The organism is Gemmatimonadota bacterium (genome assembly GCA_040388625.1).
GTDB lineage: Bacteria > Gemmatimonadota > Gemmatimonadetes > Gemmatimonadales > Gemmatimonadaceae > Fen-1247.
In genome coordinates this window covers 1-26,248 of sequence record JAZKBK010000011.1, presented here as the reverse complement: position 1 = coordinate 26,248, position 26,248 = coordinate 1, and the positions used below count along the sequence as shown (strand labels likewise).

At 59.7% G+C, this 26,248-nt stretch carries 38 protein-coding genes; 7 read left to right on the top strand and 31 right to left on the bottom strand.

Annotated elements, in window-relative coordinates:
- The 31 genes from V4529_17030 to V4529_16880 form a co-directional block, all read right to left on the bottom strand.
- Positions 1 to 575: cobalamin B12-binding domain-containing protein (locus V4529_17030; GenBank protein MES2360047.1), on the bottom strand; the 575-nt coding region annotated here is incomplete at its 3' end.
- A 191-nt stretch (positions 576 to 766) separates the two neighbouring features.
- Positions 767 to 1,468: a class I SAM-dependent methyltransferase gene (locus V4529_17025; protein MES2360046.1), complete on the bottom strand. Its 702-nt coding sequence runs from the start codon at positions 1,466 to 1,468 to the stop codon at positions 767 to 769.
- A gap of 283 nt (positions 1,469 to 1,751) precedes the next feature.
- Positions 1,752 to 2,492 carry a galactosyltransferase-related protein gene (locus V4529_17020; protein MES2360045.1) on the bottom strand — a complete coding sequence of 247 codons (741 nt, stop codon included), beginning with the start codon at positions 2,490 to 2,492 and terminating at the stop codon, positions 1,752 to 1,754.
- A 113-nt stretch (positions 2,493 to 2,605) separates the two neighbouring features.
- Positions 2,606 to 2,986, bottom strand: a complete 381-nt coding sequence (locus V4529_17015; protein MES2360044.1) for a hypothetical protein — start codon at positions 2,984 to 2,986, stop codon at positions 2,606 to 2,608.
- Complete coding sequence (locus V4529_17010) at positions 2,983 to 3,585, bottom strand: DnaT-like ssDNA-binding protein (GenBank protein MES2360043.1); 603 nt, start codon at positions 3,583 to 3,585, stop codon at positions 2,983 to 2,985. Before V4529_17010 ends, V4529_17015 begins: the two co-directional genes overlap by 4 nt.
- Positions 3,585 to 3,947, bottom strand: coding sequence for a hypothetical protein (locus V4529_17005; GenBank protein ID MES2360042.1), 363 nt, complete (start codon positions 3,945 to 3,947; stop codon positions 3,585 to 3,587). The genes V4529_17010 and V4529_17005 overlap by 1 nt, the downstream gene beginning before the upstream one ends.
- A gap of 8 nt (positions 3,948 to 3,955) precedes the next feature.
- Positions 3,956 to 5,821, bottom strand: a complete 1,866-nt coding sequence (locus V4529_17000; protein MES2360041.1) for a hypothetical protein — start codon at positions 5,819 to 5,821, stop codon at positions 3,956 to 3,958.
- Entirely contained in the window at positions 5,814 to 5,996 is a 183-nt protein-coding gene (locus tag V4529_16995; protein ID MES2360040.1) for a hypothetical protein, read from the bottom strand. The genes V4529_17000 and V4529_16995 overlap by 8 nt, the downstream gene beginning before the upstream one ends.
- Positions 5,996 to 6,754 carry a hypothetical protein gene (locus tag V4529_16990; GenBank protein ID MES2360039.1) on the bottom strand — a complete coding sequence of 253 codons (759 nt, stop codon included), beginning with the start codon at positions 6,752 to 6,754 and terminating at the stop codon, positions 5,996 to 5,998. The genes V4529_16995 and V4529_16990 overlap by 1 nt, the downstream gene beginning before the upstream one ends.
- Positions 6,754 to 7,578: a glycoside hydrolase family 16 protein gene (locus V4529_16985; protein ID MES2360038.1), complete on the bottom strand. Its 825-nt coding sequence runs from the start codon at positions 7,576 to 7,578 to the stop codon at positions 6,754 to 6,756. The genes V4529_16990 and V4529_16985 overlap by 1 nt, the downstream gene beginning before the upstream one ends.
- Positions 7,575 to 8,378 carry a hypothetical protein gene (locus V4529_16980; protein MES2360037.1) on the bottom strand — a complete coding sequence of 268 codons (804 nt, stop codon included), beginning with the start codon at positions 8,376 to 8,378 and terminating at the stop codon, positions 7,575 to 7,577. Before V4529_16980 ends, V4529_16985 begins: the two co-directional genes overlap by 4 nt.
- A gap of 19 nt (positions 8,379 to 8,397) precedes the next feature.
- Entirely contained in the window at positions 8,398 to 9,195 is a 798-nt protein-coding gene (locus tag V4529_16975; protein ID MES2360036.1) for a CmcI family methyltransferase, read from the bottom strand.
- A gap of 158 nt (positions 9,196 to 9,353) precedes the next feature.
- Positions 9,354 to 9,869 carry a hypothetical protein gene (locus V4529_16970; protein ID MES2360035.1) on the bottom strand — a complete coding sequence of 172 codons (516 nt, stop codon included), beginning with the start codon at positions 9,867 to 9,869 and terminating at the stop codon, positions 9,354 to 9,356.
- The gene (locus V4529_16965; GenBank protein MES2360034.1) at positions 9,866 to 10,087 is read right to left on the bottom strand and encodes a hypothetical protein; all 222 of its coding nucleotides are present in this window, start codon (positions 10,085 to 10,087) and stop codon (positions 9,866 to 9,868) included. The genes V4529_16970 and V4529_16965 overlap by 4 nt, the downstream gene beginning before the upstream one ends.
- A 49-nt stretch (positions 10,088 to 10,136) precedes the next feature.
- Positions 10,137 to 10,793 carry a hypothetical protein gene (locus V4529_16960; GenBank protein MES2360033.1) on the bottom strand — a complete coding sequence of 219 codons (657 nt, stop codon included), beginning with the start codon at positions 10,791 to 10,793 and terminating at the stop codon, positions 10,137 to 10,139.
- Positions 10,794 to 10,851: 58 nt separating this feature from the next.
- Positions 10,852 to 11,967 carry a major capsid protein gene (locus tag V4529_16955; GenBank protein ID MES2360032.1) on the bottom strand — a complete coding sequence of 372 codons (1,116 nt, stop codon included), beginning with the start codon at positions 11,965 to 11,967 and terminating at the stop codon, positions 10,852 to 10,854.
- A gap of 91 nt (positions 11,968 to 12,058) precedes the next feature.
- Positions 12,059 to 12,499 carry a hypothetical protein gene (locus V4529_16950; GenBank protein ID MES2360031.1) on the bottom strand — a complete coding sequence of 147 codons (441 nt, stop codon included), beginning with the start codon at positions 12,497 to 12,499 and terminating at the stop codon, positions 12,059 to 12,061.
- A 69-nt stretch (positions 12,500 to 12,568) separates the two neighbouring features.
- Positions 12,569 to 13,144, bottom strand: a complete 576-nt coding sequence (locus V4529_16945) for a hypothetical protein (protein ID MES2360030.1) — start codon at positions 13,142 to 13,144, stop codon at positions 12,569 to 12,571.
- Positions 13,145 to 13,185: 41 nt separating this feature from the next.
- Positions 13,186 to 14,766: a hypothetical protein gene (locus V4529_16940; protein ID MES2360029.1), complete on the bottom strand. Its 1,581-nt coding sequence runs from the start codon at positions 14,764 to 14,766 to the stop codon at positions 13,186 to 13,188.
- Positions 14,763 to 15,059: a hypothetical protein gene (locus tag V4529_16935; protein MES2360028.1), complete on the bottom strand. Its 297-nt coding sequence runs from the start codon at positions 15,057 to 15,059 to the stop codon at positions 14,763 to 14,765. Before V4529_16935 ends, V4529_16940 begins: the two co-directional genes overlap by 4 nt.
- Positions 15,056 to 15,244 carry a hypothetical protein gene (locus V4529_16930; protein ID MES2360027.1) on the bottom strand — a complete coding sequence of 63 codons (189 nt, stop codon included), beginning with the start codon at positions 15,242 to 15,244 and terminating at the stop codon, positions 15,056 to 15,058. Before V4529_16930 ends, V4529_16935 begins: the two co-directional genes overlap by 4 nt.
- 7 nt (positions 15,245 to 15,251) lie before the next feature.
- On the bottom strand, positions 15,252 to 15,464 hold the full coding sequence (locus V4529_16925; protein MES2360026.1) for a hypothetical protein: 213 nt from the start codon (positions 15,462 to 15,464) through the stop codon (positions 15,252 to 15,254).
- A complete protein-coding gene (locus V4529_16920; protein ID MES2360025.1) occupies positions 15,461 to 15,793 on the bottom strand; it encodes a hypothetical protein in 333 nt (110 codons plus the stop codon). Before V4529_16920 ends, V4529_16925 begins: the two co-directional genes overlap by 4 nt.
- Entirely contained in the window at positions 15,790 to 16,005 is a 216-nt protein-coding gene (locus V4529_16915; GenBank protein ID MES2360024.1) for a hypothetical protein, read from the bottom strand. The genes V4529_16920 and V4529_16915 overlap by 4 nt, the downstream gene beginning before the upstream one ends.
- On the bottom strand, positions 16,002 to 16,226 hold the full coding sequence (locus V4529_16910; GenBank protein ID MES2360023.1) for a hypothetical protein: 225 nt from the start codon (positions 16,224 to 16,226) through the stop codon (positions 16,002 to 16,004). The genes V4529_16915 and V4529_16910 overlap by 4 nt, the downstream gene beginning before the upstream one ends.
- Complete coding sequence (locus tag V4529_16905; protein MES2360022.1) at positions 16,223 to 16,987, bottom strand: phage minor head protein; 765 nt, start codon at positions 16,985 to 16,987, stop codon at positions 16,223 to 16,225. Before V4529_16905 ends, V4529_16910 begins: the two co-directional genes overlap by 4 nt.
- A gap of 133 nt (positions 16,988 to 17,120) precedes the next feature.
- A complete protein-coding gene (locus V4529_16900; GenBank protein MES2360021.1) occupies positions 17,121 to 17,606 on the bottom strand; it encodes a phosphatase PAP2 family protein in 486 nt (161 codons plus the stop codon).
- Positions 17,599 to 19,683 (bottom strand): anti-CBASS Acb1 family protein, encoded by a 2,085-nt coding sequence (locus V4529_16895; protein MES2360020.1) that lies wholly within the window; start codon positions 19,681 to 19,683, stop codon positions 17,599 to 17,601. Before V4529_16895 ends, V4529_16900 begins: the two co-directional genes overlap by 8 nt.
- Entirely contained in the window at positions 19,677 to 20,912 is a 1,236-nt protein-coding gene (locus V4529_16890; GenBank protein ID MES2360019.1) for a PBSX family phage terminase large subunit, read from the bottom strand. The genes V4529_16895 and V4529_16890 overlap by 7 nt, the downstream gene beginning before the upstream one ends.
- Positions 20,909 to 21,463: a terminase small subunit gene (locus V4529_16885; GenBank protein MES2360018.1), complete on the bottom strand. Its 555-nt coding sequence runs from the start codon at positions 21,461 to 21,463 to the stop codon at positions 20,909 to 20,911. The genes V4529_16890 and V4529_16885 overlap by 4 nt, the downstream gene beginning before the upstream one ends.
- Positions 21,464 to 21,689: 226 nt before the next feature.
- Positions 21,690 to 23,276 (bottom strand): AAA family ATPase, encoded by a 1,587-nt coding sequence (locus tag V4529_16880; protein MES2360017.1) that lies wholly within the window; start codon positions 23,274 to 23,276, stop codon positions 21,690 to 21,692.
- On the opposite strand from V4529_16880, the gene V4529_16875 reads away from it, so the two are divergent.
- The 7 genes from V4529_16875 to V4529_16845 form a co-directional block, all read left to right on the top strand.
- On the top strand, positions 23,271 to 23,438 hold the full coding sequence (locus V4529_16875) for a hypothetical protein (protein MES2360016.1): 168 nt from the start codon (positions 23,271 to 23,273) through the stop codon (positions 23,436 to 23,438). The genes V4529_16880 and V4529_16875 overlap by 6 nt on opposite strands.
- 618 nt (positions 23,439 to 24,056) lie before the next feature.
- Positions 24,057 to 24,323: a hypothetical protein gene (locus tag V4529_16870; protein MES2360015.1), complete on the top strand. Its 267-nt coding sequence runs from the start codon at positions 24,057 to 24,059 to the stop codon at positions 24,321 to 24,323.
- The gene (locus V4529_16865; protein ID MES2360014.1) at positions 24,323 to 25,084 is read left to right on the top strand and encodes a hypothetical protein; all 762 of its coding nucleotides are present in this window, start codon (positions 24,323 to 24,325) and stop codon (positions 25,082 to 25,084) included. The genes V4529_16870 and V4529_16865 overlap by 1 nt, the downstream gene beginning before the upstream one ends.
- On the top strand, positions 25,084 to 25,377 hold the full coding sequence (locus tag V4529_16860) for a hypothetical protein (GenBank protein ID MES2360013.1): 294 nt from the start codon (positions 25,084 to 25,086) through the stop codon (positions 25,375 to 25,377). Before V4529_16865 ends, V4529_16860 begins: the two co-directional genes overlap by 1 nt.
- A complete protein-coding gene (locus tag V4529_16855; GenBank protein MES2360012.1) occupies positions 25,374 to 25,562 on the top strand; it encodes a hypothetical protein in 189 nt (62 codons plus the stop codon). Before V4529_16860 ends, V4529_16855 begins: the two co-directional genes overlap by 4 nt.
- On the top strand, positions 25,559 to 25,759 hold the full coding sequence (locus V4529_16850; protein ID MES2360011.1) for a hypothetical protein: 201 nt from the start codon (positions 25,559 to 25,561) through the stop codon (positions 25,757 to 25,759). The genes V4529_16855 and V4529_16850 overlap by 4 nt, the downstream gene beginning before the upstream one ends.
- Positions 25,756 to 26,248 (top strand): hypothetical protein (locus tag V4529_16845; protein MES2360010.1); only part of this gene is annotated, 493 nt, incomplete at its 3' end. The genes V4529_16850 and V4529_16845, both read left to right, overlap by 4 nt.

Sequence of the window (26,248 nt, the reverse complement as noted above, 5' to 3'; positions counted from 1 at the left end):
GCGTCCCAGTCGCTCAGCATCTGGAGCGTGGCAACCTCGCCCTCCATGACGATGACCGTATCGAACAGTTGGCGCCCATCGACTGCGCGATAATCCCGACGCTGCTTGAGCGTGCCCTTGTAGTGGTACGCATCCTGGCGTCCAGCTTCCTTGACTTCCTTGGGCTCGTACGACGGATGAGGTCCACCGGCGACAAGCAATGCCTCGGGATTTCGATCCTTGATGTACGCGGCGAGTTCGAGTGCTTCTCCGAACTGCGGGGTACAGAAACCGAACATGTGGACGTCGCTATCCATGACGTGCTCGGGTAGATGAATATTGCCCTCGTAGCGTTTGTCCAGCATGGAGGTGACGACGATCTCATGGCCCTGCTCCCTCAGCAGTCCGGCGATGTAGAGCACGCCGAGCGGCACGTTGGTCTTGCTGTCGGCGAGCCATGGCGACGACGGTAGGATGCAGTGAATCTTGCGCGGACGAATCTTGCGGAGCGGCAACCCGGACGTGCTGACCGTGTCGCAGCAGCCCTCGCCGCTCATCTGGTACTTCGATGCCGCCATTGTCAGGATCTTGTTCATCTTTTCTCAACCTTTTCCGTTGTCACGGCGTGTTCGCCGAGTGGATGCTGGTTAAACGATTAGGATCACCGGAGAACGATTTCAAAGGGTCCGGTGTAACTTTTCCTTGCTGGCCCTTAGTATCATTGATCTCGGCTAATCCTCGTCGCTCGGATTAGCCCTTATTCAGTCAAACCTTCGTCCTTCCGAAACTAAGCTCCCCGTTTTCGAAAACAGATGTTGCAAAACGAGTAATTGTGGACGAAGTCGCCCGCGTATCCGAGGTCGGTCTCGCCGACGAAATCAACCTCGAAACGATTTGGTAGATCGAGCACAAAGACTTCCCTATACGGTGTCACTTGCAAATGTCGAGAGATGCTCTGCTCGAACTGCACAAGGTCGCGGAAATAGTCCGAGGTGATCATGATCAGTCCGCCCGGTTTCGTGATCCGCACGAGTTCGGCGAACCCCTTGTCGTGATCGTCGACGTGCTCGACGGTCGAGATGCAGAGCGTCACGTCGAATTTGTCCGACCACTCCGCCGGCATGTCCTCGACTGACGAATCGAAAAGCGGCAGCGCGACGTTGTAGAACGTTCGCTGTGCCGCGACCATCCACGAGTAGTCGCCGTACTTCTCGGTGTCCGTGCAGCAGAGCCTCGGGTAGAGCGTCGCGAGATACGGGTCGAAGAACGACGCGCCAGCGCCGACGTCAATGATCTCGGCGTCGTTCGGTACGTTGAGCTCGGTCAGCTGCTGCATGACCGACGCGTACTCCCAGAACCGGTGCGGATGCCACTCGCGGTGCGGCACGCCATTGGTCGTCATGCCGCGTTGGAACGTTGCGATCGGGTCGACATATCGCTGCAGGAACAGGTAGTCGGCGTCGTGCAGGGAGCGGGTGTAGGGTCTCATGCGTTCCTCGGCAAGAACTCACCGCCGTCGTAATCAAGAAGTTTCAACCATACATGCCAGTTGCATCCGCGTCCTGGGTCGCTTTCCGCCGTGTGAAAGAACGACGCAGTTACCGTCCCATCAGCGTGAACGTGATGCAGACCAATGCCGCAATACCAGCCGCAATTGCAGCGGATGAGTGGCTTCAACTTGTTTCCGTCACTGTCGACCAGTTGCATCCAGCACGGTTGTCCCGCAAATTCTGGACCATGACCAAAATCCTCGGTCCGTTTCGGAATCTCAGTCATGCGTATGGACTCGTTCCATGGTATCGCGCCCAGCACTCGCGCAGGTCGATCCCGGCCAACGCCAGTTGCATGTTGGCCAGTTCGAGGTCCTTCTCACCGCCGTGTGCCGGGTGCCAGAACAACACCTCGGGAATGCGGACGAACCGGACGCCGCTCGCGTGCAGGCGGTGCTGAAACTCGGTCTGCGCGTGGCCCCACAACGTCAGTCCCTCGTTGAGGCCGCCAACGGCGTCGATAACTTCCTTCTTCGCCATCCAGACGCCGGAGTCGATCGAGGTGTAGTCGAACGTGATGCCACTGAACCGAGGGCCATGCTGGCGCCAGTCGCTGCGCTCGCACTCGGCGATCCCTTCCCCGAGGTGGCAGCCGTTACTGGTGACGAACGAGTCCCCTTGAGCGACTGCCTCGGTGAACCGTTTCACAACGTCGAAGTCCAGCAGGTAGTCGGCGCGCGTCATGAAGATCCACGACGCCGTCGCCTGTCTGATCGCGAGGTTCGTCGACCAGGAGTGCGTCCGCGTCGGGTCGCCGTGCTTCACCGACTGCACGAGCACCGGAACAGGGAACTCCAGACGATCGACGACGTCCTGCACGGCCTCGATCTGGTCGTCGGTGTTGTTGTCGACGAGCACGATCTCCCTCACCTGCGACAGGTCTTGCCGGCGCACGGAGTAGAGCGACGCCGCCAGGTTGGCGAGTGTCAGGCTTCGGAAGTACGTGAAGCAGATGGTGATCATTGCGTCTTAGTTCCAACTCACGATAAGATTCCACACTACCCATTGACGAGCACGTCGATAAAAACCAAACCCCTGATTGCAATCATGCCAGGTGACTTTAACAGACCAGATAGTCATCCGAGCATCACCTCGGTCGCGATCGGGTGCCCCGTCCCGGCGTCGATGAATCCCCCAAGGTCAAGGATCGGCCCGCTGCTGCCGTCCGGCATCGTGAACCGATCTTCAGTGCCAATGCCCAACCCGGCGGTCGCCGCGACGACCTCGGCGATGTCCAGCAGCGTCACGATGGACCGCGTCGTCGATAGCGTGCCGTCCTGCGTTCTGACCTGCACCTTCTTGTAGTCGACGCTCGCATGCAGGGGCACGGCCGCCGCGAGCGTCGGGCCGTAGCCGTCGGCCGTCGTCTTGCGCTGGTACATGACGGTTGCCTGCAACGGTCGCGTGACCTTGTTCGCGATGGCGACGCCGCCGCGTAGGACGTCCAAGAGGCTCATAGGCTGTCCTGCGTGATAACGCCGAAGATCGAGACCTGCGCTGGTTCGTACGTCTCGTTCGTGTACCAGCTGGGCACGAGCAGGTTGTAGACCGCCGCCGGGATGACATACGAGACGGAAAGTCCAGCCGTATCGAACGACAGCGCGACGCTGCCAGCCTTCACCGACTTCAATCCCTGCAGAACGACGTCGTTGTCTAACTGACGATCCGCGACTCCAAGTTGCCCGGCGAACTCCGCCGTCGCAAACTTCAAATCCTCGGGGATGACGTTCGTGCCGATCGCATTGCCGTTCTGATCGAACATGCTAGAGCGCGGCCAGCACAGTCGCTGCACCGTCGTCGCCGGCAGCCCGGTCCACGCTGGATGCACGCGGTAGTAGGCGACGCCGTTCTGATAGAACAACTCCTTGACGTCGGGCAAGAGGAGCTTGTCGAGCATGCGCGTCGCGTTGATCAGCAGCGCCTCCTTGCTGTCGGCGCCGTCCCACGCGTCGAACACGACGCCCGGCACGCGCGTGTCGTAGTAGGCGTCAGCCTCGACGACCGTCAGGTAGCTGTTCGCGTTCGATGCGCCGGGAGTCGAGATGATCGTTGGCATTAGGGAGCCGTCGCTTTCTCTGGCGCCATTGGACCGTAGGCCAGCACGGTCTCGACGCCAGCGTCCATGCGCTTCCAAGAGTATTGGTACGTCTTCGCCTTGAACAAGTTCAGCAAGTCGTCCGAGACGGGAGCCACCCACATCTGCGTGTTCAAGACAGGATTGACATTGTAGACGCCGACCGGCGTCGCGTTAATCGAGATGAGGGCCGGGTCCGACGACGTCGTCTTCGCGCGCACGTCGAACAGCACCGACCATCCGGTCATGTCGACCAAGACGTTGTTCTCGTCCACGACGTTCTTGAGGCGGAACACTTTGTCCTCGCCGACGAAGAGCGCCCCGTTCCCTCCGATGGACGTCATCACTGCCATCACTCCACCTGTCCTTGCACGTCGACGTGCGGTAGGTAAGAACCTCCAACGTCGACCTTCGTGACGTACGAACCTTCCACGTCGATGATGGTTGGACCCGCGAAATTCGGCTGCTTGTCCTCGACGTGCAGCAGCTCTGAGACCTGCGCGAGCAGTGGTGTGATGGAAGGCACGACGGCGTCGGAAACCTTCGCCTGCTCGTCGAATCCAGACGCCAACAGCGGTGTAACAAGTGTCGAAGCCGAGTCCGCGACCTTGCACGACTCTGTTATGGATGCGAGCAGCGTGTCCAGCGACGCGAGCACCTGGTCGGAGACCTTGCACGATTCGTTCGTGCTGGCCTGGATGCTAGCGCCGACCTGAATTTGGTCCTGAACCTTTAGCGATTCGTTAAACCCAGAAGTCTGCAGCGGGTTGAGCGTCAGACCCGTAACAGCGTCATGGACGTGCAGCAATTCATCGAATCCCGCGGCGAGCAGCGGCGTAATTTGCGCCGTGACGATGTCCGCGATCTTCAAACTCTCGTCGAAGCCGCTTGCCTGCTCCGGGTCCAACAGCGTGCTGACGCTGTCCGCAACCTTCAGGTTCTCGACGACCAAGACTCCGGTGCCGGCCGAGGCCGTGACCTGATCCTGGACGTACAAGAGTTCGGAAACGAGGATCGACAGGTCGGTCGTCGGGAAATCCTGGACGTGCAGCAGTTCGTCGAACCCTGACGCCGCGAGCCAGAGCGCCGCCGTGACCGTGTCCTGGATCTTGATCGACTCCGTCGCTGGAGTCGTCGCGATCAGCGGATTGAGAACAATCGTGGCAACGTCCTGGACCTTCAGCGATTCTGACGTCGAAATCTGCTCCGGATCAAGTGTCGTCGTCGGAGTGTCCTGGACCTTCAGCGACTCAGATGAGTTGGCCTGCTCCGGATTGATCGTCGGGCCAAGGACAACGTCGACGATCTTCAGCGACTCATCAAACCCACTCGACTGCTCTGGGTTCAATAGAACAGTGACGGTGTCTGCGATCTTGAGCGATTCCGTCGTCGACGCCTGCTCCGGGTTCAGGAGCGTGACTACGGAGTCAGAAACCTTGAGACTCTCGGACCCTGCCGTTATCGACAGGTCTCCGGCGTTGCCCATTGCCGCCGTGACCGTGTCCTGAACTTTTAATGACTCCGATTGGTTCGTTTGCTCTGGGTTAAGCGTTGATCCAAGAACGACGTCCGAAATCCGGATCGTTTCATCCGTTACGAGTTCGACCTGGTTATCTTGGTCAGCATCAACGAGTGTGACCGTTTCTAGCAGAGTAGTAAAAAGATCGGTATTGAGTACAGTAATAGTGTCGGCGATCTTTAGCGATTCAGATAGATTAGCCTGAAGTGGATTAAGAATCGAAGCAACAGTGTCCGCAATCTTCAGTGAGTCAGTAAGTGGCCCGACTGAAAGATCTCCACCCGATTCCAGCGCCGCCGTGACGGTATCGGTGATCTTAATCCACGCTCCGAGACCACGCAGGTCGACTTGCCCGAAGTCATCGAGGCGCATTACCTCCTGGATGAGACCAGTATCAAGGGTGCGCTGGACCGTCAGCTGCTCAGAAATCTTGACGTTGCCCTCGCGCAACCCAGCAGAACGCGCGTTCTGCGATTGCACGGAACGAGTGACGCCGTAGGTTTGGTCTAGCGGTCTGCAGCCCTCATCGGCGACTTGCACCGACAAGATGGGCGGAGGATCGAGCGCGGCCTGGACACTGTCGCTAATCTTCGCGATCTCCATCGCGCCAGCAGACAGAGCGACGCCCAGCGCCGCGCCGAGGACGAAGTCCATGACGCGGAACGAGTCCTGCTGGACGTTGATGGAGAGGTCAGCCATTCAGTACTTCTTTGATGCGTTCGGCCACACGTGCTACACTATTGTCATTCGTACCGTTGTCACCTTGAAGATTTCTCAACGCTTCTTCAAGCAACCCTCGTGGTACCTGTACGATCGTACAATCGACCAGCTCGACCCGCAACTCTTCGCCGATGCCGAGTTGCCCTTCTTCCATCAGCGCAATCCTCCCTCAATTTGACTCGAGCCGGTGACTGGTTCTCCAATCAAAGTTGAAAGATCACCGGCCGCGCCGCCAGCTGCTTCTTTGATACTGATCAGAATCGAGCCCTTGCCTTGCCCTATACCCCCGACGTCCGTGATCGTCCAGTCAGCGGTGTCACTTGATGTCGAGGCGACGATCTTGTATTGGCACGCGCCCATCTGTGAACTCGAGTTGTCGCCCTGGTTGACCAGATCGGTATAGCCCCCCGCCGCATCGCCCACAATCGTCACCGTCCCGTTGGTCGTATCGCCAGTCATCACCGCAAACAACACTTCTGCGGCTTGGGCCAGCGTGCCCGAGGTAATCGAAGGCGTGAGGCCCGTCGTCGCATTCATGGCGGGCGTCACATCCACGCTGGTCGGCGTCGCGGCGCCAGTGACTTCGCAGATGAACCACCCGCCCATGTCCGCCGAAGTGCCATTCGGGTTCCAGGTGACGGTCGGGGTCCCGCCGGCCGTGTTTTCGAACGTCGCTAACCACAGTTCCGTGTTCTGATTGAAGGTACTAACGAAGCCGTTAGCGTATTTCTTGACGGTCCAGGTCCCGTTGATGCTGTCGGAGATGGCTGGCGACCCCGTCGTGGAGTTGTTGAAATTGAAGCCCCCTGCGACGAGGGTGGATCCGGCAGTCACAGAGCCAGAAAAAGCGAGCGTCGTACTGCCACCGGAGATGATCGTCGCCGTGGTGATGTTCGTGATGCCAATCGCCATTACTGGGTCACCCGCACATAGTCGTATTGCGCGACTAATGGATAGTCCGCAGGGTTCGGTGTGCCCCCAAATCCACCTACGGCCATCGAGAGCACAATGTATTGTGCGAAGGGCGGCACCGCGTCTCCGCTGACAGACCCCAGCACCTGGAATCCTGAGCCGTCCTCTGGATCAACCGACCAAACCATCGAGCCAGGCGACCATTCCAGTCGGTAGACCATGAACCGCGACGACGCGTCGTACGGCAGCGTCTCCATTCCAGGCCCGCGATTGCCCGTCGTGAAGTGCGATTCACAGTTCACGATCGTGCGCGCGAAATTGCCGAACTCTGCGATGTCCGCCTCGCACCATGCACCCACCGGCCAGTTGGCACCAATCTGGTTCGCCGTATAGAGCTGTTTGTCCCAATTGCTACCGAGCAACCAGAACAAAGGCCACGCGCCGCTGCCCGCCGGCGGCTTGAAGCGGCAGGTAATGGTGCCGTACAGGAATGATTTTACGGTCATCACCTGTCCACTGGTGTAGTCATATGAGCCAGAGGTGCCTGCGGCCGTTCCAACATTCGAATTGTGCGGCGCAGCTTCGTCGCGATCAGCAGCCGTCACGGTCTCGTGCTTGGCCGTGATCGTCAGGAGCGAACTGCCAATCACGACATTAGCCGGAACCATCGCCTGCAGTTCGTTGTTATTGACGTCGCCTCGACGATCGTACGGCCCTTGCCACCTTGTCGCATCGACAGAAGAACCATTAAAGTCGTCGGCAAAGATTGCCCCGACGATCTTGGTTCGTCCGAAGCTCCCGACGCGAGAGGCTAAGTTACTCAATACATCACCCCCGTCGAGCGGTCCACGTGCTTGAACACGAGGCTCGTGTCGATGATGTAGGGGAAATCCTTCTTCGCCCACTTGCCAAAGCCCGCCTTCGTCAGGATGTTGCGCTTGATCGTCTGGTCGCTCCAGTAGAGGTCACTCGTGCCGCTGGCGATGTGCTTACCGCCGAATGAGTCGACCCACACGCGGGCGGGCGCGATAAAGATGCGCTTGATCGGATACGGGTAGCCGGGTACGGTATACGTCTCGACGTCCGGCTCCTTCGCCCACGCCTCAAGCACCGACCGGTGGATCATCAGCGCGCCGGTCGGCACGCCGCTCACCCAGATCACGTCGCCATACTTCCAGTCTCGATAGGCGCGCGTCCCGCTGCCGCGATAGGCGAGCGGCTCCGGCCCCATCAGCTCGATGCCGCCCTTCTTCCCTCGCCGCACCTCGCCGCTGCCCTTAATGTGGTAGAGGCCGCTGACGACCGGCGGCGCCTTCTTGCGCTCCATCTTCCAGAACCAGCGGTCGAACGTCAGAATGGTCTCGGGCGGCGGACACGTGTCGTCTTCGATCAATAGCAACGCGCGGAACGGCCCGCGCAGCATCGAATCGACGATCATGTTCTGCGCGTCAGGCACCGTGTAGCCCATCGGGACGCTGCGGACCAGCGCCCAGTTCGGTGGTGTCACCATGCCGACCATCGCGTTGTACCACTCGACGCGAATGATGCCGAGGGTCGGCGTGCCCATGAGAACCTGGACGGTGTCGCTGCCGGGCTTTGGATGCACCGGGTTGAGGGCGAGCATCGCTGGCTTGCCGTTCTTCTTAGACATGCTCGCACTCCTTCACGCGCTGCATCCATCCTCCAGGATTCATCGTCAACAAGTAGCGCTCGCTGAGCAGGTCTTGCACGAACTCGCCAGGATGCTCGTCCATGTAGTCCTGCACGCCGCCTCGGGCGCCTCGGTCACCAGTGTTATCGTCTTTGGGACACTTAACCTGATCGATGCTGACCGCGTTACTCAAGAATATTTGTCCGCACGAACACCTGTAACCGCCTGTAATCGAATCAGGCAGCGTGACCTTGTGCTCGACGCCCCATCCGATGTTCGTGTCCTCGACCACGAGCCAGTCGCCGACGCGAAGCATCGGTGCGTACAGTTCCAATTCGTCGCGAACGTGCCTCTCAGAATGGTCGGAATCGAGCACTACGAGGCGACCACCCTGCTCGGGCAGTTGGCTCTCGACAGCCTCGGCCATTTCTGGATCCGCGCTGTTCCCGTTGAAGTACGTGATCCTCGGATGCTGCACGAACCACGTCTTCCGATAGTCCTTGATGTCGACCGTCAGCACCCTGCCGCCATTGATGCGCAGCATGTCCATCAGGAACGCGAACCACAGGGCCGATCCACCCTGGTAGGTACCAGTCTCGACGACGACTTGCGGTCGCAGGCGCGACATGAGGTCCTGGTACATCCAGATGTCGTTCGGGCACTTCATCATGCCGACGCCGAGAAAGTGCGTGTAGTGCCACGTATGACCAGACGAGTACCACAGGTCGTGGTAACGCTGGAGGAGGTCGCCGTTCTCCTCGCGCGACTTCTTGACGCGCTCGATGAGCACCTCGGTCGGGCACGCAGTCTCGTCGTCGACGACGGTGAGCGGCTGATAACTACTAACTGTTTTAGTTTCTTCCTCAATCGCTTGGCCGGCGCATCGCGGACAGTCGCACGCTCCTACATACTCAAAGCCGCAAATATCGCAACATGTAATGGGAATACTCATCGTTTCCCATCCTTCGGCTTCTGCAGCGTCACGTTATAGCTCAACGTACCATGCGCTCCGGGCACGCGCGACAGCGCGAGCGGGTGCCACGGCTTCGGCCTCGGACGTCCAAGGTTGTCGTGCACCTCGTAGAACGGCGTACGCGGGTCGAGCCACGCGAAGCTCTGCTCGATGACGCGCGTCCGATGCATCGGGTCCGAGAGCCAGCCGCACGACTCGTCGCCGCCGTACGGCCCGCTGACGTAGACGATGCCGCTCGACTGCATGACACGCCACAGCTCGTCCCACCACTTGAAGAAGGACGCCGGTTCGAGGTACTCGAGCACATGCGTCACGACGGCCGTGTGGACGCACGCGTCTGGCAGCGGGAACGGCACCTTGGTCGGTACGTGCGGGATGTCTCCACCGATTCGCAACGCCACGCTGCGCGGTTGCGGCTCTCCACCGAGGGAGACATCGAGCAGGATGCCTTTCTTCCGCGCGACGACCTTCTTGACCTGGGCGGCTGTCACATCTTCCTCGCCGACGCAGAGGGAGCGTTCGCCATCTGCGCGTGGTTCATGAGCGCGACCTGCGACGCCTTGATCAAGTTCATTCCGAGCTGCGCCATCTCGTCGGCGCTGGCATTGAACTGCTGGACGAGCCGAGGGAATACGAGTGAGACCGTGCCGTCGTTCATGACGCTGATGTCGACCGTGATTGGTCCTGCTTCTTTGTCTTTCTTCGCCACGACTGCTCCTGCTGCTGTATGTTGCCGGTCCCCACGACCGGCAACCCCGCTACGTGCTGAAGACCCAGTTGTACGTGATGTTGAGCGCCTGCGTCGTACCCTTCGTCGACGACGCGAACGTCGCGATGGACAGCGCCGTGCCGGAGCCGACCGTCGCATTGTGGTACTGCGCGATGGCGTTGATGGTCACCGCGTTGCTGATCGCCGTCGACACGTACTGGAAGCTCTGCGAGAGCGTCCAGGTTGCCGCCAGCGATTGGATGCCGGCGCTCACCGTTGCCCGCGCACCACCAGCCGTCGACCCGGACGTCGACGCCGTGCCCTGCTCGGACGAATCGATCGCCGACTTCGTCGAGAAGTTCGATGACTGCGCCTCGGTCATGTGGCCGACGGCCCAGAAGCGCGCCAGTCCGAGGTCCGTCAGCACCGTCGCCGCCGACGACGCCGTCGAGCCCTGCGACGACTGCAGCCCGACGAATGCCCGAATCACGGCGCCGTGCCCGTAGGTCGTGATGACGTTCTCGTGCCAGTCTCCGACTTGCTCTTCGCCCGAGATGCAGTCCACGAGCGCGCCGCGCACGAAGCCCCGGATGGAAATGCCATCGGCACTGCGCCTCCGGCCCATCTTCGGCAGCTTCCCGTCCTTCCCGACGCGATGGACCTTACCATCGTGCGTCCGGATCCTTTCTCCCTGCTTGAATGACATTACTCATGCTCCTTTCGAAGGAAAGCCGCCCGCGTTAGGACGGCCTCCTCATTCAAGTTTACGCAGTGGTTCCAACGCAGATGCCCGAGTTCCCATCGGCATCCGAGCGAACCCTCGGGATCATGATCGCCATCACGAGGTTGTGGATCATCATCCCGTCGAGCGACGTCCAGGGGATGACCGTCGGCGCCTGCCCCATGACCACGTCGGCGACGTCCGACGTCATCTGCATGAGGATGACCTTGTTGCCGATGGACGGCGACGCGGCGTTGCCGTTCGGAACAAGGTCTGCTGTACGGATGGCCTGCAGCGAATCGATCTGCAGGAGCCGTTGACGGATCGTCGTAACCGTGTTGGTCGAGGTGCTGTAGTCCTGGTCCATCGTGTTGCCGATCTGCGTCCCGACGTACATGCGGTATGGACCGAACTTCTTGTCCGTCTGCAGGATCGAGATCATCGACATTACTTCGGCGAAGACCGTCGCACCGACCGGAGCCGTCGCTGGCGTCCAGGCGGTCGCTGTCAACGTCTTCAGGTTGACGTTTGGATGGTTCAGCAATCCAGGCGCCGTGTAGCCGGCATCCTGGAGGAGCTGACCGTCAAGCGTCGTCGCGCCGTTGATCATCGCGTCCTCGACCGCCTCGTTCACCGCCCTGACGCACTGCTTCACGATCGCAGTATCGAGCGGCATACCGGTGCGCTGACTCGTCTTCAGCGTACGAATGTCAATGTTGAACGTGTCAGTCGTAAGGTAGATCGGCAGGCGGAACGGAGTGATGAGCGGGCTCTTGTTCTCTCCGCGCGCCTGCGGACTCATCGTGCGCTGCGCTGCGCCGATCTTGCTCTGCGTGCTCCACTCCAGCTGCGCGACCGAGAGCGGATCGGAGAGCGGATAAACGAGACCCGCCGACATCATGTCGGCGACGAGCGTCAGACGCTGGAGCCCGACCTCGACGACGGCCTTGTCGATGCTGACCTGCGCCTTGTCCATCAAGGGCGCCAGGGTGCGAAACTGCATCTGCTCCTGCTCGATCGCCTCCATCATACGGAAGCCTGGCGTCCGCATCGCCTCGACCGACCATCCACCAGTCTCCAAGATGGAGCGCGTGATGATGTCGCTGAGCGGACTGGCCGCATTGCCAGCCGCCGCCGTGAATCGCATTTCCTTTTCCATCGCGTAAAGCCTCCTGACGCCAGAGCGTCAACCTATCTGTTCTTGTTGCCCTGGCGCGCTCCCACGAAAGCGCAAGGGTGATTCCCTTGTCTTACACAACCTCGACGCGGATTCGGGTCAGTACGCTCACGCTCGGCTTGTTTTCGAGCGAGGACGCCAGCACGACGCCCGCGCTGAAAATCTTCAGCGTGCCGTCTCCAGCCGATTCCAGCTTGTTGCCCGCGACGATGTTCTGGCCCGACGCAATGAACGCCCAAACGGCAGCACCTGGCTCGCAGACACTGACCTCGACGAGGTCGGCGAGCGCGTATGCGTCACTGACGCCTTTGTTCGCCATGGAGTGCTCGGTGGCGAACGCCGGCACGCAAGCGATCGATGCCGTCGCGTGCTTTCTCCACCGAATGACGCCTGCACTGTTGAACCGGTCCACCAAGTGGCCGGGCGTGATCGCCTCGGAGGCTGCCAGGTCGTTGACCTGCACGCGATTTCCGCCGAGAAAGATCGTGTTCGGGTCGAGTCTCGTGATGCTCATTCTCTATCTCCTTCGTGTCCGGTGCCTGGGCGCTTGCCTAGGGCCTTAGGACAGCCAGTTCGAATTGTTTTAGTGCTTCGACTCGGCCGCTCGATGCGCTTCAAGTCCCGCCTTGTACGGATCTGGCGGTGCGTAGCTGACGTGCTGCGACGCGTTGCGTTCGACTGGGACACCCTTGCCGCTGAAGTCGAGCACCTTGACGTGGGCGTACCGCGCCAACGTTTGCAGTTCGGGAATCGTGCGCTTCTTCAACTGCTCCTCGGTCTCGCCACCGAGATCCTTGAGCGAGCTGACGAGGGACGCGTGCAGCGTCTTCTCTTCTGCAGCGCGAGACTCGAGCAGCGTCTTGATCGGCGACGTCGGCGCCAGACGCGCCACGAAATCATCGTCGGTCATCGGCTGTTCGAGGGTCACGATGCGTGCCTCGGCGACCTTCAGCCGTGCCGCCGTCTGGCGGCCATCGGCTTCCATTCGCGCGATGGTGCCGTGCGTCGTTCGGTTGGCTTCCGACGCCACACGAAATTCTTCCAAACGCGCGTCGCTTGCCCCGGTCAGAATCGATTCGTCGCCGTCCTTGAAGCCCGAATACTTGTCAGTAACGAGCGCGGCGATGAGTTCGTCGCGCGTGGACAGTTCCTTTGCCATCTTCCTACCTCCGCAGCCACAATCGGCTGATTTGTCGCACATTAGCGTGCGCCTGTCGTGACTCGTCGGATATAAGATCGAGTCGGGTCGTCCAATTTGAAAGTTTTCAATTTGGATGGGTCATCGTCGGTATTACGCTCCATCAACTTGTAATTCCCACGGTCGCACGTCGCCCCTAGCGCCATCGAGTGGTCGTGTACTGCCTGGATCGCCGACATGTCCTTCGTCGAGTGTCGTGCTCCCGCAAGGACCTTGATCTCACCGTCGTCAGATGCCGCTACCCACTGCTGCTTGACGGCAACCGGCTTGCCAAGCGTCACGTCTTCGCCGTCGACTGTGTAAGGCACCTTGAACGTCTCTTCACCTTTGCAGACGATCACGAAGTCGTCGAAGATCTGCGACGCGTAGGCGTAGGGTTTCGGCGGTTCGGGCGGATCGTTCCACTCGTCCATGATCGCACGCTGCACGGCGTCGATGCGCTGCGAGAGTGGTTGATCTTCGAGAGCTGTAAAGGTGAGGCACGCTGGAATGCGGTGCAACGACGAACGAACGCCAGATTCAGAAGCGATGGCATCGTTCGCTTCCATGTAACGATCGCTCAATTCGCTGCGCGACGCGTGATAGGCTGCTTGCTTATCATGATGACCAGCGGCGACCTCGTGATGAACCGCCAACGTCTTGTTTCCGACAGCCTTATTCGCTTTCGCCGCTTCTTCGTGGAATTGACGCGCTTCATCGTGACGATTCGAGGCATTCTCATGCCCTCGACCGCCAGCCGAACTGAGTCCATGTGATGCTGCATCGGCTGACAGCGTCGCTTGGTGCGCCGCCTTTGTTGCTTCGTGAGCGCTACCCTTCGTGTACTGATTGATCCCTTCCGGATTGTCGAGCGCAACGAACGTCAAATGATCTGCACAGACGCGCATCGCCGCCCGATGCGTGCCGCATCCCATCTCCATCGAGCACGCGCCTCGTCCGCCAGGTAGGAACGCGAGGTGATCGCCCTCGGCGAACGTCCAACTACCGACATACGGCTTCACGCCATGCTTGCCAGTCTTGTGATCACTGATGACCATCGCGCCGACGGACACCTCAAGCGACTTCCCATCGGCGAGGTCGGCGTACATGTCCGGATGGAGATTCTTGGCACGCGACTTCTCGACCAGCGCCTCGCCAAGCATCTTCTTACTCGCAGCGTCGACGCGAACGTTTCGCATCAGACCGATGCCATGCGAGTCCCAGATGCCGTTCTCACTCGCCGAGCACTGCGTGCCGTTCTTCTTCGGGTGGCCTATGGTAATCGGCTTCCCGTTCCACGACTCGGCGCACTTCTGCAGCGTCTCGAAGGGCACGAACTCCGGCGTCTCGGCGTTCACGGCGTGAATGACGCCCTCCATGAGCATGACAACCGGGACGATGAGGTGCTCCTTGTCGCCGACCATCTCGGTGCGGACCTGGCCGAGGGCGCCGAGGAGGTGGAGCGAACGAGACTCGGCCGTCTTCATCTTCGCCTGGATGAGACGCTCTTGCGTCTCGGCGTCCGCCTTACTCGAATGGGTGCCGAGTTTCTTCTTGCCGTCCATCGAGTAGAGGACCCAATTCGCGCCTTCGTGCTTGATCATGTGTTCCTCATTCCACCATCAGGCTCGCCGACCTCAATATTCATCGGCGTAAGCAGTCGCGGAACCAGCGACTGGCATTTTGGGCACGTTTCCGCGCCGATCGCGCGGTGCAGCCACAGACGAATACGCGCGCCGCTCAGGAGTCGGTCGAGTTCGTCAGCCGTCGGTTCCCACTCGGTCATCACGACGCCGTCCTTGTCGACAGATGCCGGCAGAGGAATGTACTGCGGCTGGTCCTTCGCGAAGACGATCAGTTGGGCGTTCTCGTGCAGTGTCGGTTCGACCGGGGTCATGACAGCACCAGGTTGGTTTCTTCGACGTAGTCATACGTCTGGACGCCGTCGACCGTCTCGACGTAGCGGTCCTTCAGGTAGCGCGTCCCGGAGAACGTCACGACGTCCTTCTGCACCGGAACCGTCACCAGCACCTCGTGCACGACTTCGAGCAATGGGTTCAAGAGGCGAACGCGTATGGTCATGTGTTCCTCACGCCACCTTCGTCTGCTCGTCGTACCGCGGCCACTGCCCCGGACGCATCACGTTGTAGACCTTCCATCCGAGCGCTTCCATGATCGCCGCATGGTGCGAACAGAACTGGCGAAGGCGTCCATCGCTGACTTCAGCCACGAATTGCGCAGTACGACAGCAACGCCTCGATCGCTTGATGCCGTCGTAGTTGCCGTAACTGCAGACGGTCATCGATCCGTCCGCTTCTTTCGCAGCATCGCCAGGTGCATGATCTTCTCGTTAAACACGGCGACCGCCGTCGGATCAGAATGCAGCGATAGCACCTCGTGGCGGATCGGGCACGTCTCGCAGTCAAACAAATTGGCGTTGTAGTCCTCGACGATTTTCCCGAGGTCCGTCGCTTTTTTCTCAAGCGACGCCGCCATGTCGCGCACGTCCTGGATGGCGTGGTCGCGCGCCTTCGCCCGGCGCCAGACGAGAACGAGCAGCGTAAAGAAGACAATCTGAAACACGAGTCGCTCCCAGTCCCAGAAGTCCCAATACCTCATGGATTCGATCATGCCTGCTCCCTCGACCGTCGTTCGATGGTGGCGTACTGCTCCCTCGTCCTGCGGTCGACGACTGACAGCTGTTCGCTAACGCGTTCAAGCCGCTGGCGCGTGTGCTCCAGTTCCTCTTGCTCCTTCTTTGCCAGCCACTCTGCCTCGACGGCCTCAGCAATGCGACCAGGGTGTTTCACACGCACGAGCCAGCGCATGAAGTCCAACGTCATGACACCCTCGCGCTCTTGGCGATGCCGACCGACGTCTCCGCCAAAGCCGTTCCCCGCAGGGCCATCTGCTGCCACTGGTCCCGCGACGCCTTGACTTCTTCCAATTGCCAGCCCCACACCCACATCCTTTTGTAACTGCCGATGAGGATTAGGAACAGCAGGACGCCGAAGCTAACGCTGCTGAGCTTCTGCGCCAAGCTGAGGAGATCGGCGATGGTCACGAAGTCAACCCCATGGTGCACCGACAGTTCGGATGCAGCGGCGGGTCGTCGCCGACGGAGAAGTCCTCGTCCATTAGCACCTCTTCGCCATCGACCTCTTCGCACTCCGGGCACGGATCGCCAGCCGCAATCCAGACCTTCTTCTCGTCGCCAGTAAGTAAGCCTTCTTCGACCGCCTGCGACCAGCCCTGCGCCAGACCCTCGTTCGCCGCGTCCATGGCCTCGGTCCTTGCGATCATCTCGGCGCGCGACTCGTCGCCGATGGCGTCGAGGATCTCATCGTAGGCGTCCTCGCCGGTTTCTTGCTCAATGGCGATGGCTTCCTTGATGCGCTCGGCGGACGTCTCGGAGATGTCGTCGGCGAGTTCGAGGGCGTGTTCTCGTGCCCAGTCTGCGGCGTCTGGGTTGCTGGCGTCGAAGCGCATCTTGAGCTTAACGAACGATCGCTTCGAGGGTTCTTTTGCTGCTCTACGTTGAGGCAACATATCAAGAGCGGTGTTACCGCAGTCTTCGAGAGCGGCGAGCAAGATTGGTGGGAGACTCTCGATCAACGCCTTCTTAACGGTACTTGGTGCACTCTTAGCACCGACCTTCCGCCCAGCGTCAAACGCCGCTTGGACGACTTTCTGGATCAGCGCAACGTGCTTGTCTGCCGTCACATGAAGCGCGGTCTCCCGACTCTTCCTCAGGTGACGCACGTTCTTATACGCCTGCAACAGCAGTCGTGCGCCGCGTTCTGGCGCCAAGGGAAAGGAAATCATTTCTTCGTTTCGTTCTTAGTAGGCACGAATCCGATGACTCGCACCAACGGCTTTCCGTCAGAAGACAAAATGACGGTCTTCGACGTCATCGGAACGTTCACAGACGAAGGTGGCCCTATGCCTGAATCGTCGATCATCGCGTCTTGAAGACCTTCCGCATGACTTGATGCATCACGATGCCGTCAGCGCAACCAGCTGCCGTATCCCACCAGTAGTGTCGATTGCCCGCGATGCGACCGATTATGACGAATCCCGCGAGCACGGATCCGGTGACCCACATCGCCTTGCTAGTCGTGGGCACCATGAAGCACGCATTCGCCGAATGACCGGACCACCACGACGCGTGTGGATCTTCGTTACCGCAGTCCATCTGTTTTGCGCATGGACGATCTTCCGGGAACGCCTTCTTCATCGCCAGAGTAGACAGACCAGTAGCGACCAAGCCAACGCCTTCGGCGGCCAGCGCTCGCTTCTTGTCGTCCTGCTTAAAGGCATCAACGGTGTCGAGCGCCACGCCTGCGCCGAGCGCCACCCAACTGACGGCACGCGCTGCTTTCTCACCATCCTGCGCGTAGGCTGGAGTCGACAAGAGAAGGACGAAGACGATGACCTTACCCAAGCGCCACCTCGGCCCGGTTCCCGTCGGCGTCCGTCAGTGTGATCATCTCGACGTAGACCGTCACGCCGTCAAGTCCAGCCCATCCAGCATACTTCTCTCCGGTGCCGGGCTTCACGTAGGCGACGGTCGCATGCGGCTGGTAGGTCGGGTGGTCGCTCGGCACACAGGGCAGCTTCGCCGCGATGGCCCGGTTGACGGCTGCAAGGTCCTCGCCCTTGACGTCCACGTAGACTACGTCGTAGTTGGCGCCCGCAAAATAACCGGTCTTCCCGAGGGTGAACGACAGCGACCCGACCTTCTTGAGTGCCGTGAGGCTACCGTTCAGCGTTACCTGTACATCTCCGAGCACTGCGGCATCGGGTGCCACGAGACCATACTTCACAGTGACGTGCGCGTCCGTCTCTCGGCCACCCGCTGCCTCGTCGACATCCGCATCCGGAATGCCCAGACCATACGCGATCAGCTTGTCGGCGACCGACGGCGGCAGTTGCACTTGCGTCGAGCCATACTTATAAGACGACAGGCCGATGACCTTGGCGACCGTGTCCTGGTCACCTGACCGGATGGCCGCCTCCAGCACACGGAGCAAGTCACGGTCTTCAGCAGCTTTGAGCGCGGGCACTTTGGCCTTTGCTGGCAATGGATTGCTTTGATCGTCGACTTGCTTCGTCTGCTGCATCGCGTCTTGCGCCTGCTGCATCTTCTCGGCTGCCTCATCGGCAATCGCTTGCTTTTGCTCCTCGGTCAGCGGTTCGAGCTTGAAGGCCATCGCACGGATTTCGTCATCCGTGATAATGATCTTGCCCTGCGTCTTGTTGATTGTAGCGAGCTTAACGCCGTAGTCTGCCTTCTGATTGTCGTCTTCCTCCTCGGTCGGCCAACCAGTCTCGTATTGGTCCGGTCCCTTCTTCGGCTCGGGCAAGATACCATAGGCAATGAGGCGGTTAGCCAATTTCCGAAGGATGTTTGGCCCGGCATGAAGCGTGCGACGATCCTGAACGCGCGAGTCGAAGTTCTCGGCGTCCTGCTCCGAGGCGAGCGACCCCATCTCGCTGCCCGTCAGGATGCGCATCGGAATGCCGGTCGTGCCAGCAATCTGCTTCAGGATGGCGTCGGCGTTCGATCCGAAGTCGAACGGCTTGCTCTCGATGAGCTTGACGTCCATGCCGCGTGTCGGCAGGAAGTTCGTGATGCCGTGCTGGTACTCCTCGAAGATCGCCTTCATCGCGGTGAGGTCATCTGGGCTGAACGCGACGTCCTTCTGGATGTTGGCATTCAGCGTATGCTTGGCGCGCTGGAAGGCCGACTCACCGCCGCCGCCGGTGATCTTCTCCAGGTCGAACAGCAGGTTCCATATCGCTTCCAGCGTCGGGATGCCGTAGACGTTGTTGTCGTGCGCCCCTTCGCAGATATGAATGACGCGCGACCAATGCACCCGTCGTGCGAGCATCGGCGAGGAGAGGTCGGTGCGCCGGATGCGGTACCAGAGCGGCTCGCCGAAGCGTTCCGACTCAGGATCGACGTCGAACTCCTCGATGGTGACGTCTTCGTCCGACGACTGCATGCGGCCTGACGGGCTGCGCGCCTGGTTGCCAGGTCCACCGCCGCCGAAGAACGGCTGGAGGTAAAGGAGCTTCGTGCCGCGCGGCAGCTCGGTGTCCAAGAAGCCAGGAGCACCGAGCAGGACGACGCTGTACGTCGACTGTCCCGCAAGGATGTCTGCACTCAGCAGCTTGTTGCCGATGCCGTGCTGCTTCCACAGATCGTTCCAGGCCTTCTCGAACGGCGTGCTGACCTTCGGGTCTTCATCCTCGAACAACTCGACGCCCTCGCGCCACGTGGCCTTGGGGAACGCCTCGATGATCTGCTTCGCGATGCCGCCGCGCGCATATTCGTCGCGGTACTGCTGCGACGTGACGATGCGATCGTAGCCGAAGATATCGTAGAGGTCGCGCCGGCCGTCGAACTGGAAGCCCGCCTGGCGCGAAAACAGCGAGCGGTCGAGCAGCACGCTGAGGAAGCGCATCTGCTCTTCGTTGAAGCGTGGCTTGGCTTCGGGTACTGGTTCTTCTACCACGTCAGCCCTCCACCAGCCGCGCGCAGCTTCTCGGTGGCGTAGCGCAGCGGGTCGATGATGTGGTTCTTGTCATCAGCCAGGATGGGCGTCACGGTGCCGGTCTGTTTGTCGACCTCATAGGAGTAGTGCGTCAGCTCCTTGATCGTCTGCACGCAGCGAGGATGCACGACGATGTCGTAGTTCTGCAGGAAGATGACGCCTTCCTTGACAGAGTTCGGCCCTTTTTTCGCGGCGACCATGCGCGGAAATCCGTGGCGCTGCAGGTACGAGATGGTCTCGGGCCGCGCGGAGTCGGCCACGATCTCCCATTCGCGAGCGCCTGGCACCTTGTCGAACAACGCTCCGAGGTGGTCAATCTCGACGCCGATCTGATATGCCTCGTAGTCGACAAACAACTTGCGTCCTGCAACGTGGCAGCGCACGAGGGTCGAAGGGTCGACGCTGAAGCCCCAGTCAGCACCGTACTTGAAGACGGCATCAGACGGAGCGACGAATTCTTCTTGCTTCCAGTTCTTGAACACGCGGCTTTCGGAGTGCTTTTCGTAGCCTCCGCCCCAGACGTGTTCATATTTTTCGTAGTCCCTACGCTTGTCCCATTCCATCTCCTTGCGGAGCACTTCTGGAAACCATGGGTTGTCAGCGTACGTCGAACCAACGACGATTGAATCTGGCAGTTTTTCTTTTCCACGCAGCAACGCATCAATCGGATCAGTCGAGTGCCGTGGATTCCACGAGAACCACAATTCGCTTTCTGGTTCACGAATCGTAGGGCGCAAGAGCGTCAAGCTTCGGTCGCTGACCGTCTGCGCTTCTTCGACCCAGGCGACATCGAAACCCTCTAACGACTTGATCGAATCAGCCGTATGGTCTTGCATGCCTTGGAAAATGATAAGGCCATCTCCAGGCGTCTCAATCTGCGTGTTCGCGATGTGGAATTCAGAGTCAAGGCCAAAAGCTTTGATCTTGTCTTCGAGTAACCGCTTGACGGATTGATCCAACGTACGTTGCACTTCGCGTACGCACACGACGCGCGTACCCGGCTTCTCAATGCAACGTTTCAGGACGTTCTTGGCGAATTCATGAGACTTTGCACTGCCGCGTCCCCCGTACGCACCCTTGTAGCGTGAGGGTTTCAAGAACGGCGCATAGATGCGCGCTGTCGGAAAGTCAACCGTGCGCCCCGCTGGTGCTGCACTAACCACGGTGAGTGCCAGCAAGAATGAAATCATTCATCGGCCTTCGGATCCACGATTATGCTGCGCACTTGCGTGATGGCGATCGGTCCGCCGTCCTTGCCCGTGACCTCAAGCTTGTCGAAGCACGCAGCGACGCCTGCGTGCTTGCCCATCAACTTCAAAGAGCCAGGCTTATCCCAGAGGCGGAACTCTACTTCATAGGTGATGCTGCCGTCCTTCGCGTGGCGTATCTTTTTCTTGACGGAGGAGATGGCGCGCATGGCGCCTTCTGGTGCGCCTTCCGCCGGTCGCAGGTTGCCGTAATCGTCGACCTCGTAGTGCTCGACGCATGATTGCGCAAGGAGTGAGACTTCGTGGAGCACGCTGTCAGCGTTCGTGTTGACGCGCGCGAAGCGTTGCGCTTTGGCACGCTCGACGGCTGCCGCTACACTAGCATCAGCTAGCAGGCGTGTAGCTTCTACACTTGCAGAGTTTGGTGCATAACCTGCGCGTATGGCCGCTTGTGCGCCATTCAGGTCGATCAGATACTCCTGGACGAACGCAGCGCGTCTTGGAGTAAGTGAGGGAAGCTCTTCTGAAGCCAAGGTCCGCTTGACACTACCACAACTTTAGTGGACACCTAGCATAAAATCGATTAAAAGAAAAGAAAAATCTTTAGGTCACTGATGAACATGGCACCTTGCTTACCATGCTTTTCTTGCTTATGTTGCTAATCTTGCTTATCTTCTTTTCTTTTAAAATTGAACATAAGCAAGATAAGCAAGATAGCTAAGATTAGCAAGATAGAGACGTGCTCATCTTGACGCGGCCTTAAAGAGAAGTAGTTACTCCACTGACGTGCAAGCGCCAGAACCACTGTCGTCCTTGCTTCTCAACTTGTATCGTCGTCTTTTCTTTTGCACGACGCACGGCGAATTCTGATAGCCCGTGAAGTTCTTTCGCTGTCTTCATGATGTCGACGGTTGGATGCCAACCCTCATCGGCGAGGAACGTTTCAAGGAAGGCAAGCGCCTCGCCGGTCTTCCCGTGAGGTTCCGTTTCTTTCTCCGCCTGTCGATTGGCAACGGCTTGTGCTTGAAGGATCTCGCCAGCCGACATCTCCATCTTTTCACCCCACGCGATGGAGCCGATCGATGGATCAGCTTTCGATGGGATGATTTCATACGAGAGTGCAGGGCGCTTGTTCTTGGCGACGAGATTGTTTTTCGCGACGGCGAGCAGGTATTTCGAAGGATCGTCCGGATCTGGCAGCGCGGCAACGATGACCCTGACGAGCGCGGCGAAGCCGACCGAACCTCCACCCGCTTCCATAGCGTCAGTGCCAGCGCCCTTGCGGTAGTGTCGAATGGCAGCGACTGATGCGCGGAGTCGTTCTGCCAACTCCTTCAGTGGTCCAAGTGCCTTGCGCACCTCGAGGTCATTGTTTGTGTTCAAGACGCGTCCCTTGCGGCTGCCAAGGTAGCTGACGAGCGGATCGACGACGATGAACGTCGCATTGAATCGTGCGCACTCGATGCGCAGGCGTTCGCAATCATCGCTCATCTGAAACGGAACGACGTCGCCCTTCTCGTCCTTCGTTGCTCCAAGGAATGACACGCGACCGAGGTCAGCACCAGCTGCAATGAGACGAGGTACTACCGTTGTCTGAATGTCATCTTCGGCGATCAACATGACGACGTTGCCTGGCTGACGCGTCTCCATTTCGCCGGGAAATGATTCACCGGTCGTGACACGCGCAGCAAGGTCGACCAAGATCGTTGACTTGCCTTTCTCTGGACCGCCTTCGAAAAGCGTGATGGCGCCAAGCGCCAAGCGTGCATGCCACAGCCACTCAAGCTTCACAGTCTGTACGTCGGAAGCGAGGATGAACTCGACGCGCCCGTCTGGATCGAAGCCGACCGCCGTATTGACGATGGCGAGTGCAATTGTCTTCTCGCTATACCTCTGCACGCCGCGCTTCTCGTCCCACTTCGGTCGCATCAACTTGCTCTGCCTGAAGAGGCGGTCCATCTTCTCGGCGTCGCGGTTCGTCCAGTAGGCGAGGATCGAGCATAGGGCAGCATCCGCCTTGCTGTGGTCGTTGTCGTGACCAGACAAGTCACCGCTCCACAGGGCAGAAAACTTTTGACCGTTCTTCGATGCCTTGGCGCGCGAGAGGATTGATTCGTCAGTCAGCTTGTTTGACGATCCGTGGCCGTTCGCCTTGACGACTTCCTCTTCCGGTGGAAACATCTTCGCATAGAGGATGGCGATCTCGCTCGTACGCACCTCGACGGTTAGCGGCGTGCCAGCGATATGTCGTCCCGTGACCGTGAAATAGCGTCCGCTGTCATAAAGTTCGAGCGGACCAATGCGAGAACGTGGACCAGGCTTGAAGCCGCGCGCGATGGCGTGCACGCCGAGGCCGCTGGGAGACGTCTCGGCGTACGTGTTCAGCGCTTGGATGTGTTCGATGGCATCTGTGCCATCGGCATCGAAGCCGACCCACCCATCGCCGAGCACGAAGCCGATGCCATCACACTTGCCATCTTCGAGTGCTCCAAGAGCATCGTTGAATGAGCGCCACGTCGTCGGGTCTGTAGACTTGGCGTAAGTCTCAGGATCCGTCGCGATGAAGAGAGGCTTCGTCCACTTGCCTTCCTTGCCCTCGGCAGGTTCCTTCCAGATGTAGTGCCAGACGACCCAACGATGTTCCTGCTGGAGGATGAGCGGAATGTTATCTGGCTGGACTTGGAGTGGGACGGGACGAGGCGTCATGCTATCTTGTCCGCGCGCTCACGATCCCAGTACGGCGACTTGCACTTAGGACAAACGGTTGGATGTTTTTCAGTCCGTCGGATCCACACATGATCACAGCGTAGGCACGTCATGCGGAGGATCTCGAGCGCGTCTGCCGTCGTTAAGGTAGACTTTTGTTCGGGTTGTTCTTCCATAGGAAAAGACAGTATATACTTTTAATAATTTACTGTCAGAGCTGCAACCCAACCGTCCAAATCCTTAAGGATTCCAGTGTTTTAGGCGTCTAGCACACTTTCGACCACTTTGCACAACTTTATTTTTCAAAGGCTATATTTAGTTCTAAAAGAAAATGCTAGACATCTAAATCGTCTCGCTCTACTATTCATCCATCGGCCGCGACTCAGAGACACTGGGCGCCGCCAGGAGGAGACAGACATCATGGCACTCAAGACTTTCCGCAGAGGCTCTTCAACCTTTCCGTGCAACGTCTGCGGACGCCTGACACGCGAGACGGTCACCGTCGGCAACAAGATCTGCGCGCAGTGCTTCGAGCTGGCTGGCTTGGAGAATGAAGTCAGCGACGGCTACAAGACGCTGGCCGAGGCTCGCGACGAGGCGGTCGCGCTCATCGCCGACGTAGAGTCGAAGGGCGGAGACGCCAGCGAATGGAAGGTCACGTTCAACGTGTCGGCGGAGGTGGAATAATGAGCCCCACCGACAAGATCCTCGACAAACTCTCCAAGCTCAAGGCCTCCCGCGAAGGGGAGGCCGCGCTCGGCAACTCTGCGGCCGCCGAGGCGTTCGCCGAGGCCATCAGCCGCCTGCTCCTGCAGCACGAACTCTCGGAGGCCGACATCCCGATCGGCGGCGTGAAGGACGAGCCGATCGTCGAGCAGCTGGTCGACCTCTCCGCCTATGGCATCAAGCGCAATCACGCGCGCATAGGCTGGCAGGAGGCGCTCGCCAGGATCGTCGCGCCGGCGCACCTCTGCAGATTCCTCGTCCATTCAGGCTCGAACTTCATCACCTTCGTCGGCACGCGAGAGCACGTCGTCGTTGCGGAGTATGCCTACGGCGTCCTCGCGGCCGCAGCAGACCGGATGAGTTTCGCGGCCAGGGAGCAGTGGTGGAAAGACGAGTGCGGCGGGCAGCACCTTGAATCGAACGGCTTTCGCGCCAGCTGGCTGAGCGGGTTCGTCCAGCGCATTGCCGAGCGCTTTCGCGAGGCGCGCAAGCGCGAGGTGGAGCAGGCGGCGAACAGCAGCACGGCATTGATGCGCCTCGACGGTGTGCTGGCCCGCGCGCAGCGACACGTCGACGAGAAGTACAAGCGGAAGACGGCGGCCGCGAGCACCGGTGGCGCGAACGCGGCAGGATATCGCGCGGGACGGGACGCGGCGGACTCCATGAAGATCGGGCAGAGGGGCGTGGGATCAAACAACAGCAAGCAGATCGGAGGCAAATGATGACCCCCAAAGAACGAGCCTTCGTCGAAGCCTGCGCCGCCATCGGCCAGGCGATCCGTGACCTCAAAGAGGTGCCGAACGGCCTCCTCTACGTGCGCGTCATGGCACACGTGAACCTAGAGACTTACACGTCGATCATCGAGGCGTTAAAGGCCGCGCGGTTGGTGGAGGAGAAGAATCACCTGCTGAGGTGGATTGGACCATCGTCGACCATCGACGACGAGTTCATCAACGGAACGTCGACGATTCCGGGGACGCCGAAAGGCATCCTGAATAAGGAGAAGAAGCAATGAACGATCCGACCTACGTCTCGGCGCTTCGGTGGCACGGCACGAAGCAAGAAGACGGCCGCACGGAAGGCATCAGGCTGACCATTGGGAAGAACCAGTACGGCATCGACGCCATCGAGATCGAACTGTCCTACGAGGAGTGGGGCAAGGTGCTCGCCGGGCTGACGGGGAAGGGAACGGGACGATGAAGTTCAAGGTCGTCGGCTGGTATTCATGGAACCCGCACAACGAGCACGTGGCACCGTTCGCGCGCGTCACCTTCGTCGACGTGGAAGATGCAGAAGACGCCAGCGAAGCAGGCAGCAACGCGCTCGACAAGATCTACGAAGAGAAGGCAGAATCGGTCGACCTGCTGAACTGGTACGTCGAGGAGGTGAAGGCGTGACCTACAAAACCCTCCAGCAGTACGATGGCGTCCCGTTGTCCTCCAGGGGCGGCCGCCTGACCTTCCCGACGCCACGCTACCAGCCCGGCGCAGCCTACGTTGGCACGCAAGACCTCCGGACGCCCTACGGCAAGGACATGCCAGCATCGGAAGTTCGTCCGCTCGGAACGAAGAAAAGTGTAGACACCGCACCGTCACTCGAAGTAGACTCAATTCAGTTGCTGGCAATCACGCCACACAAGGAGAAGCAGATGACCATCACGCTCAAGACCCTCAGCAAGAACGGCAAGCAGGCCTATTACTCCGGCGCCGCCCAGATCCTCCGGTTCCCGCTCGGCGTCTTCCCCGGCAAGGTCGCGCCGGCCAGCTTCACCGTCACCGACGACCTCTTCGCGCCGGCCTCCGTCAAGGAAGCCAAGCCCAAGCTCACGGCGGAAGAGCGCAAGGCCGCGCGCGCCGCGAAGCCGAAGCCGACGCTGGCCGAGCTGG

Excerpts from the sequence above, each read along its gene's own strand:
- V4529_16945 (MES2360030.1), bottom strand. The coding sequence starts at position 13,144 with ATGGCAAAGGAACTGTCCACGCGCGACGAACTCATCGCCGCGCTCGTT.
- V4529_16865 (MES2360014.1), top strand. The coding sequence starts at position 24,323 with ATGAGCCCCACCGACAAGATCCTCGACAAACTCTCCAAGCTCAAGGCC.
- V4529_16940 (MES2360029.1), bottom strand. The coding sequence starts at position 14,766 with ATGATCAAGCACGAAGGCGCGAATTGGGTCCTCTACTCGATGGACGGC.
- V4529_16850 (MES2360011.1), top strand. The coding sequence starts at position 25,559 with ATGAAGTTCAAGGTCGTCGGCTGGTATTCATGGAACCCGCACAACGAG.
- V4529_17000 (MES2360041.1), bottom strand. The coding sequence starts at position 5,821 with ATGGCTGACCTCTCCATCAACGTCCAGCAGGACTCGTTCCGCGTCATG.
- V4529_16915 (MES2360024.1), bottom strand. The coding sequence starts at position 16,005 with ATGACGTTGGACTTCATGCGCTGGCTCGTGCGTGTGAAACACCCTGGT.
- V4529_17005 (MES2360042.1), bottom strand. The coding sequence starts at position 3,947 with ATGACGTCCATCGGAGGGAACGGGGCGCTCTTCGTCGGCGAGGACAAA.
- V4529_16990 (MES2360039.1), bottom strand. The coding sequence starts at position 6,754 with ATGGCGATTGGCATCACGAACATCACCACGGCGACGATCATCTCCGGT.
- V4529_16860 (MES2360013.1), top strand. The coding sequence starts at position 25,084 with ATGACCCCCAAAGAACGAGCCTTCGTCGAAGCCTGCGCCGCCATCGGC.
- V4529_16905 (MES2360022.1), bottom strand. The coding sequence starts at position 16,987 with ATGATTTCCTTTCCCTTGGCGCCAGAACGCGGCGCACGACTGCTGTTG.
- V4529_16955 (MES2360032.1), bottom strand. The coding sequence starts at position 11,967 with ATGGAAAAGGAAATGCGATTCACGGCGGCGGCTGGCAATGCGGCCAGT.
- V4529_17010 (MES2360043.1), bottom strand. The coding sequence starts at position 3,585 with ATGCCAACGATCATCTCGACTCCCGGCGCATCGAACGCGAACAGCTAC.
- V4529_16935 (MES2360028.1), bottom strand. The coding sequence starts at position 15,059 with ATGACCCCGGTCGAACCGACACTGCACGAGAACGCCCAACTGATCGTC.
- V4529_16925 (MES2360026.1), bottom strand. The coding sequence starts at position 15,464 with ATGACCGTCTGCAGTTACGGCAACTACGACGGCATCAAGCGATCGAGG.
- V4529_17015 (MES2360044.1), bottom strand. The coding sequence starts at position 2,986 with ATGAGCCTCTTGGACGTCCTACGCGGCGGCGTCGCCATCGCGAACAAG.
- V4529_16920 (MES2360025.1), bottom strand. The coding sequence starts at position 15,793 with ATGATCGAATCCATGAGGTATTGGGACTTCTGGGACTGGGAGCGACTC.
- V4529_16960 (MES2360033.1), bottom strand. The coding sequence starts at position 10,793 with ATGTCATTCAAGCAGGGAGAAAGGATCCGGACGCACGATGGTAAGGTC.
- V4529_16930 (MES2360027.1), bottom strand. The coding sequence starts at position 15,244 with ATGACCATACGCGTTCGCCTCTTGAACCCATTGCTCGAAGTCGTGCAC.
- V4529_16950 (MES2360031.1), bottom strand. The coding sequence starts at position 12,499 with ATGAGCATCACGAGACTCGACCCGAACACGATCTTTCTCGGCGGAAAT.
- V4529_16890 (MES2360019.1), bottom strand. The coding sequence starts at position 20,912 with ATGATTTCATTCTTGCTGGCACTCACCGTGGTTAGTGCAGCACCAGCG.
- V4529_16855 (MES2360012.1), top strand. The coding sequence starts at position 25,374 with ATGAACGATCCGACCTACGTCTCGGCGCTTCGGTGGCACGGCACGAAG.
- V4529_17025 (MES2360046.1), bottom strand. The coding sequence starts at position 1,468 with ATGAGACCCTACACCCGCTCCCTGCACGACGCCGACTACCTGTTCCTG.
- V4529_16870 (MES2360015.1), top strand. The coding sequence starts at position 24,057 with ATGGCACTCAAGACTTTCCGCAGAGGCTCTTCAACCTTTCCGTGCAAC.
- V4529_17020 (MES2360045.1), bottom strand. The coding sequence starts at position 2,492 with ATGATCACCATCTGCTTCACGTACTTCCGAAGCCTGACACTCGCCAAC.
- V4529_16980 (MES2360037.1), bottom strand. The coding sequence starts at position 8,378 with ATGCTCGCCCTCAACCCGGTGCATCCAAAGCCCGGCAGCGACACCGTC.
- V4529_16995 (MES2360040.1), bottom strand. The coding sequence starts at position 5,996 with ATGGAAGAAGGGCAACTCGGCATCGGCGAAGAGTTGCGGGTCGAGCTG.